Below are 6,369 nucleotides of genomic sequence, written 5' to 3'. Positions count from 1 at the left end.
CGATCTCTCGTTAGCGGGAGGCGAATTCTACAGCGTTACTCGCTGCTGTCAACACCTCTTTTTCACCGCTTTCGACCGAGAAGATCGAACCGCCGATAGAGCCAAACAACACCGCTCCACCTGCTCCTTCCGGGCTTCGATGAACTGAAGCCCTGCACCTTCGAAACCTACTTAACTCATTGAATCTCAAGGAGTTTTCCGTTTCTACTGCGCCGGAAGTGGGGCGAATTATAGACTTCCAGAATCTGCCGTCAACACCTATTTTCAGCTTTATTCAGATTTCAGCGTAATACGCGCAAAAGCCTTCTTGCCGGCCTGACATACATGAGTAGAACCCAGCTCATATATATAGGCGCGATCCACAACTACACCATCTATACGCACACCACCCGAGCCCAGGAGATCTCGCGCCACCGCAGCGTTCTTGACCAAGCCTGCTTTATTAAGGACTGCCGCAATCGGCATATCCTCGGCAGCAGTCAGCTCGATCTCCGGCAGATCATCCGGCAGCTCACCATCCTTCATACGATTACCCGCCGCGCGATGAGCATTGGCCGCAGCCTCCTCACCGTGGAAACGAGCAACAATCTCTTCGGCCAGCTTGATCTTGATGTCTCGCGGATTGGCTCCCGCCTCGACATCGGCACGGAACGCATTGATCTCATCCATGGACCGGAAGCTCAACAGCTCGAAGTAACGCCACATCAGCACATCAGGAATGGAGACCAGTTTGCTGTACATGACGCCGGGCGCTTCCTGAATACCTACGTAGTTGCCCAGCGACTTGGACATCTTCTTCACGCCATCCAGACCTTCCAGCAATGGCATGGTCAGAATGCATTGCGCCTCCTGACCATAGCCACGCTGCAACTCACGCCCCATCAACAGGTTGAACTTCTGGTCAGTACCGCCGAGCTCAACGTCCGCGCGCAACGCGACCGAGTCATAACCCTGTACAAGCGGGTAGAGGAACTCATGGATGGCAATTGGCTGATTGGATTTATAGCGCTTGTCGAAATCATCGCGCTCGAGCATACGAGCTACGGTGTATTGAGACGTCAGGCGAATGAAATCCGCCGGCCCCATTTGATCCATCCAAGTGGAGTTGAAAGCCACTTCAGTCTTGGCCGGATCAAGAATCTTGAAAACCTGAGTCTTGTAGGTCTCGGCATTATCGAGAACCTGCTCACGAGTCAGCGGTGGGCGCGTAGCACTCTTGCCACTTGGATCACCGATCATCCCGGTGAAGTCACCTATAAGGAAGATGACCTGGTGCCCCAGATCCTGGAACTGGCGCAGCTTATTAATAAGCACGGTATGACCCAGGTGCAGATCGGGCGCCGTTGGATCGAAACCGGCCTTGATACGCAGCGGCTGCCCGCGCTTGAGCTTTTCGATCAGCTCGGACTCGACCAACAGTTCTTCCGCACCACGTTTGATCAGCGCTAGCTGCTCTTCAACCGACTTCATAACAGACCCGTAAGGCTCAGATTCAAAGGGCCCCAACCATACAAGATCGCGCACCAAATACAAGGTTTGCCCGGCGCGCGGACGCCAATCCACAGAACAGAGCGTCCGCGGGCTTGCTTCGCAGGGGATTTGGTTATATTTTATACAGTTATTTCATCTTCATCATGTCATTCATCTTTTCCAATTCATCTTTTCAAAAGTCAAAATTACCTATGACCACAGAACCGTCTAAAGCGCCACCGCTTTACCCAAAGACCCACCTGCTTGCCGCAAGTGGCATCGCAGCCCTCCTTAGCCTGGCGCTCCTGGTGTTTCCCTCCAGCGATGTTGAAGCCAAAAAGACGACTCTGAGTCTTGAACTGGAAAGCCCTGCTGAACAACTGACACAAGAACAAGACGCCGCCGAAGCCGTTCAAGCCACAAACGAACCGGCCGCCTCTCCTTTTGCGCAGATTGAAAACAGCCCGCAAGACACCACCGAGGCAGCCGCTCAGGTAGAAGCGCCTGTTGCAGAAGAAAAGAAGGGACCAGACCATCGCGAAGTGATTGTTGCCAAGGGCGACACACTTTCCACCCTCTTCGAAAAGGTTGGCCTGCCCTCGACTTCGGTCCATGAAATCCTGGCCAGCGACAAGCAAGCCAAGCAGTTCACTCAACTGCAGCGCGGCCAGAAACTCGAATTCGAACTCAATCCAGACGGACAGCTGACCAACCTGCACACCAAGCTGAGCGACCTGGAAAGCATCACCCTGACCAAAAACGACAAGGGTTATGTATTTAACCGCGTCACCGCCAAGCCTACCGTTCGCTCGGCCTACGTTCATGGCGTCATCAACAGCTCATTGTCCCAGTCGGCTGCTCGTGCCGGCCTTTCCCATAGCCTGACCATGGACATGGCCAGCGTATTTGGCTACGACATCGACTTCGCCCAGGACATTCGCCAGGGTGACGAGTTCGACATCATCTATGAGCAAAAAGTGGTCAATGGCAAGAGTGTCGGCAACGGTCCGATTCTTTCCGCGCGCTTCACCAACCGTGGCAAGACGTACACCGCAGTGCGCTACACCAACAAGCAAGGCAACAGCAGCTACTACACTGCCGACGGCAACAGCATGCGCAAGGCCTTCATCCGTACACCGGTTGATTTCGCCCGTATCAGCTCGAAGTTCTCCGCCGGTCGCAAGCATCCAATCCTGAACAAGATCCGCGCCCATAAAGGTGTCGACTACGCCGCCCCCCGCGGTACGCCAATCAAGGCCGCCGGCGACGGCAAGGTATTGCTTGCCGGACGTCGTGGCGGTTATGGCAACACCGTGATCATCCAGCACGGCAATACCTATCGCACGCTGTACGGCCACATGCAGGGCTTCGCCAAAGGCGTGAAGACAGGCGGCACTGTCAAGCAAGGCCAGGTTATTGGATACATCGGCACTACCGGCCTGTCCACCGGACCGCACTTGCATTATGAGTTCCAGGTCAACGGCGTCCACGTCGACCCACTAGGCCAGAAACTGCCGATGGCCGATCCGATCGCCAAGGCCGAGCGCGCGCGCTTCCTGGCCCAAAGCCAACCCTTGATGGCTCGCATGGATCAAGAGAAAGCCACCATGCTGGCCTCGAGCAAGCGCTAAGCATGGCGCTCTATATCGGTGTGATGTCCGGGACCAGCCTGGATGGCTTGGACATCGCACTGATCGAACTGACCCCGGCGATCAAATTGATCGCCACGCACTACATTCCGATGCCCGCCGTCCTGCGCGCCGAATTGCTCGGATTGTGCAGCAGCGGGCCCGATGAGATCGCCCGCTCCGCCATTGCCCAGCAAAGCTGGGTAAAGCTGGCTGCACAGGGTATCCATACCCTGCTCAACGAACAGAAACTCAAGCCTGAAGACATCACGGCGGTCGGCAGCCACGGCCAGACCATCCGCCATGAACCAGCCCGCGGATTTACCGTACAGATTGGCAATCCGGCCTTGTTGAGTGAGTTGACCGGCATCGCCGTCGTCAGCGACTTCCGCAGCCGCGACGTCGCCGCCGGTGGACAAGGCGCCCCGCTGGTTCCGGCATTTCACGAAGCACTGTTCGAAGAACGAGTCGGCAATCGCGCCGTGCTGAATGTCGGCGGTTTCAGCAATCTCAGCCTGATAGAGCCCGCAAAACCAGTAGCTGGTTTCGACTGTGGTCCAGGCAACGTATTGCTCGATGCCTGGATACACCAACAACGAGGCGAGCATTTCGATCGGGACGGTCAATGGGCTGCCAGCGGGAAAGTCGAGCCAGCCCTGCTCAAGGCACTGCTCAGAGATCCTTTTTTCGTCACCAAGGGGCCGAAAAGTACCGGCCGTGAGGTCTTCAACCTGCCTTGGCTGAGTCAGCATTTGTCGCAGTTGCCAACCTTCGCCCCGGAAGACGTACAGGCGACGCTGCTCGAACTGACTGCCCTGACCATCGTCGAATCCCTTCAACATGCCCAGTCCAATACTCAAGAGTTGCTGGTCTGTGGCGGCGGCGCGCACAACCAGGCGCTCATGAAGCGCCTGGCTGAGTTGCTGCCGGATACCAAGGTCAGCAGTACGGCGGTGTATGGCGTGGACCCGGACTGGGTCGAAGCCATGGCTTTCGCCTGGCTCGCCCATTGCTGCCTTGAAGGCATTCCGGGCAATCGTCCGAGTGTTACTGGCGCCTGTGGCTTGCGCGTACTCGGCGCCATCTACCCGGCCTGAGAAAGATCAGGGACAAAAAAACGCCGCGGGGCCGTAAGGCACTGCGGCGTTTTTATTGGAGCCGTCTCAGATCGAGAACGAAGAACCGCACCCACAAGTCGTGGTCGCGTTTGGGTTCTTGATCACGAACCGCGAGCCTTCCAAACCTTCCTGGTAATCCACCTCGGCACCTGCCAGGTACTGGAAGCTCATTGGATCGACCACCAGGCTGACACCTTCGCGCTCGACGATGGTGTCGTCTTCGGCCACTTCCTCATCGAAAGTAAAGCCATACTGGAAGCCGGAACAACCGCCACCCGTAACAAATACGCGCAGCTTCAAACGATCATTGCCCTCTTCATCGACCAGGCTCTTCACCTTGTGCGCGGCACCGTGGGTGAATTGCAAAGCCGTGGGGGTGAAGGTTTCGACGCTCATGCTGAATATCTCCCGGCGCTTACGCCGCCATAATGCGTGATGGCGGGCATTATCCGCTTCTCCTAGAAAATCGGTCAACTATTTGAAGAGCAGCGGCAAGCTACAAGTTAAAGGCTGCAAGCTTGTAGCTTAAAGCTTGCAGCTTTTAACTGCCGTTACGGCAACATCCCCGCATGGGACAGCCCCAGGCGCTCATCCAGCCCGAACAGGATGTTCAGGTTCTGCACCGCCTGGCCGGACGCGCCCTTGACCAGGTTATCGATGACCGACAACACCACCACCAGATCACCGTCCTGCGGACGATGCACGGCGATCCGGCAAACGTTCGCACCGCGCACGCTGCGAGTTTCCGGGTGGCTGCCGGCCGGCATTACGTCGACGAACGGTTCGTTGGCGTAACGCTTTTCAAACAACGCCTGCAGGTCCACCGAACGATCGACGACGGTTGCATAAAGAGTGGAGTGGATGCCACGAATCATCGGCGTCAGGTGCGGCACGAAGGTCAGGCCGACCTCCTTGCCCGCGGCCCGGCGCAGCCCCTGGCGAATCTCCGGCAGATGGCGATGCCCCTTGACCGCGTACGCCTTCATGCTTTCCGACGTCTCGGAGTAAAGCGAACCGACACTGGCGCCACGCCCGGCACCGCTGACACCGGACTTGCAGTCGGCAATCAGACGCGAAGCATCGGCAAGACCGGCCTCGAGCAACGGCAGGAACCCCAGCTGAGTTGCCGTCGGATAGCAACCCGGTACCGCGATCAGTCGGGCCTGCTTGATTTTCTCGCGATTGACTTCCGGCAAGCCGTAAACCGCCTCGTCGAGCAGATCCGGCGCGCCGTGAGGTTGACCGTACCACTTGGCCCATTCATCAGCGTCCTGCAGGCGGAAGTCCGCCGACAGGTCGATGACCTTGGTCCCGGCAGCCAGCAGTTCACCCGCCAGGGCGTGGGCGACACCGTGGGGCGTGGCGAAGAACACCACATCGCAGGCGCCAAGGGTCTTGACGTCCGGAACGCTGAACGCCAGGCCGTCGTAATGGCCTCGCAGGTTCGGGTACATGTCGGCGACGGCCAGGCCGGCCTCGGATCGGGAAGTGATGACCACCACCTCAGCTTGCGGATGCTGTGCCAACAGACGCAGCAGTTCGACACCGGTGTACCCCGTGCCGCCGACGATACCGACCTTGACCATAAACCTGCCCTCAACGAACCCACTGGAAAGCCGTCGATGATAGGGGCCGCAGGGCCCGGCGACAACCGCCAAGGTGACGTGCGGACGCTCTAACCTCTACTATCGGGCTACCGTGAATCCTGGGAATAACTAAAAATGCTCTATCTGTGGCTCAAAGCACTTCACATCGTCAGCATGGTCTGCTGGTTCGCCGGCCTGTTCTACCTGCCTCGCCTGTTTGTCTATCACGCCCAAAGCGAAGACAGCGTCAGCAAGGAGCGCTTCAGCGTCATGGAGCGCAAGTTGTATCGCGGCATCATGGGCCCGGCGATGATTGCCACCCTGGTATTCGGCATCTGGCTGCTCAGCCTCAACGCCGGCGCCTACTTCACCCAAGGTGGCTGGATGCACGCCAAGCTGACCCTGGTCGTGCTGCTGATCGGTTACCACCATATGTGCGGCGCCCAGGTAAAGCGCTTCGCCCGTGGCGAAAACACCCGCAGCCATGTCTTTTATCGCTGGTTCAATGAAGTGCCGGTTCTGATATTGCTGGCTATCGTAATTCTGGTTGTCGTCCGACCGTTCTAA

6 protein-coding genes are annotated in these 6,369 nt (G+C 57.6%); 3 read left to right on the top strand and 3 right to left on the bottom strand.

Features of this window, described 5'->3' with window-relative positions:
- Positions 1 to 270: 270 nt before the first annotated feature.
- Entirely contained in the window at positions 271 to 1,470 is a 1,200-nt protein-coding gene (gene tyrS, locus BLT00_RS09435) for a tyrosine--tRNA ligase (RefSeq protein WP_092146441.1), read from the bottom strand.
- Between the two features lie 212 nt (positions 1,471 to 1,682).
- Here tyrS and BLT00_RS09430 point away from each other — a divergent pair, with 212 nt between their 5' ends.
- Both BLT00_RS09430 and BLT00_RS09425 read left to right on the top strand, forming a co-directional pair.
- Entirely contained in the window at positions 1,683 to 3,101 is a 1,419-nt protein-coding gene (locus tag BLT00_RS09430; protein ID WP_092146439.1) for a peptidoglycan DD-metalloendopeptidase family protein, read from the top strand.
- Between the two features lie 2 nt (positions 3,102 to 3,103).
- Entirely contained in the window at positions 3,104 to 4,195 is a 1,092-nt protein-coding gene (locus BLT00_RS09425; RefSeq protein ID WP_092146437.1) for an anhydro-N-acetylmuramic acid kinase, read from the top strand.
- Positions 4,196 to 4,261: 66 nt separating this feature from the next.
- On the opposite strand, the gene erpA is transcribed toward BLT00_RS09425, so the two are convergent.
- Together erpA and argC are read right to left on the bottom strand one after the other, a co-directional pair.
- The gene (erpA, locus tag BLT00_RS09420) at positions 4,262 to 4,612 is read right to left on the bottom strand and encodes an iron-sulfur cluster insertion protein ErpA (protein WP_003177727.1); all 351 of its coding nucleotides are present in this window, start codon (positions 4,610 to 4,612) and stop codon (positions 4,262 to 4,264) included.
- Between the two features lie 155 nt (positions 4,613 to 4,767).
- Positions 4,768 to 5,802, bottom strand: a complete 1,035-nt coding sequence (gene argC, locus BLT00_RS09415) for an N-acetyl-gamma-glutamyl-phosphate reductase (RefSeq protein ID WP_057449595.1) — start codon at positions 5,800 to 5,802, stop codon at positions 4,768 to 4,770.
- Between the two features lie 135 nt (positions 5,803 to 5,937).
- Here argC and hemJ point away from each other — a divergent pair, with 135 nt between their 5' ends.
- Complete coding sequence (hemJ, locus tag BLT00_RS09410) at positions 5,938 to 6,369, top strand: protoporphyrinogen oxidase HemJ (protein WP_003206117.1); 432 nt, start codon at positions 5,938 to 5,940, stop codon at positions 6,367 to 6,369.

The organism is Pseudomonas sp. NFACC51, assembly GCF_900103575.1.
In the GTDB taxonomy this organism is placed as follows: domain Bacteria; phylum Pseudomonadota; class Gammaproteobacteria; order Pseudomonadales; family Pseudomonadaceae; genus Aquipseudomonas; species Aquipseudomonas fluorescens_Q.
This window is presented reverse-complemented; position numbering and strand designations above follow the sequence as displayed.

Coding starts and splice junctions, on each gene's coding strand:
- BLT00_RS09425 (WP_092146437.1), top strand. CDS start 3,104: ATGGCGCTCTATATCGGTGTGATGTCCGGGACCAGCCTGGATGGCTTG.
- argC (WP_057449595.1), bottom strand. CDS start 5,802: ATGGTCAAGGTCGGTATCGTCGGCGGCACGGGGTACACCGGTGTCGAA.
- hemJ (WP_003206117.1), top strand. CDS start 5,938: ATGCTCTATCTGTGGCTCAAAGCACTTCACATCGTCAGCATGGTCTGC.
- BLT00_RS09430 (WP_092146439.1), top strand. CDS start 1,683: ATGACCACAGAACCGTCTAAAGCGCCACCGCTTTACCCAAAGACCCAC.
- tyrS (WP_092146441.1), bottom strand. CDS start 1,470: ATGAAGTCGGTTGAAGAGCAGCTAGCGCTGATCAAACGTGGTGCGGAA.
- erpA (WP_003177727.1), bottom strand. CDS start 4,612: ATGAGCGTCGAAACCTTCACCCCCACGGCTTTGCAATTCACCCACGGT.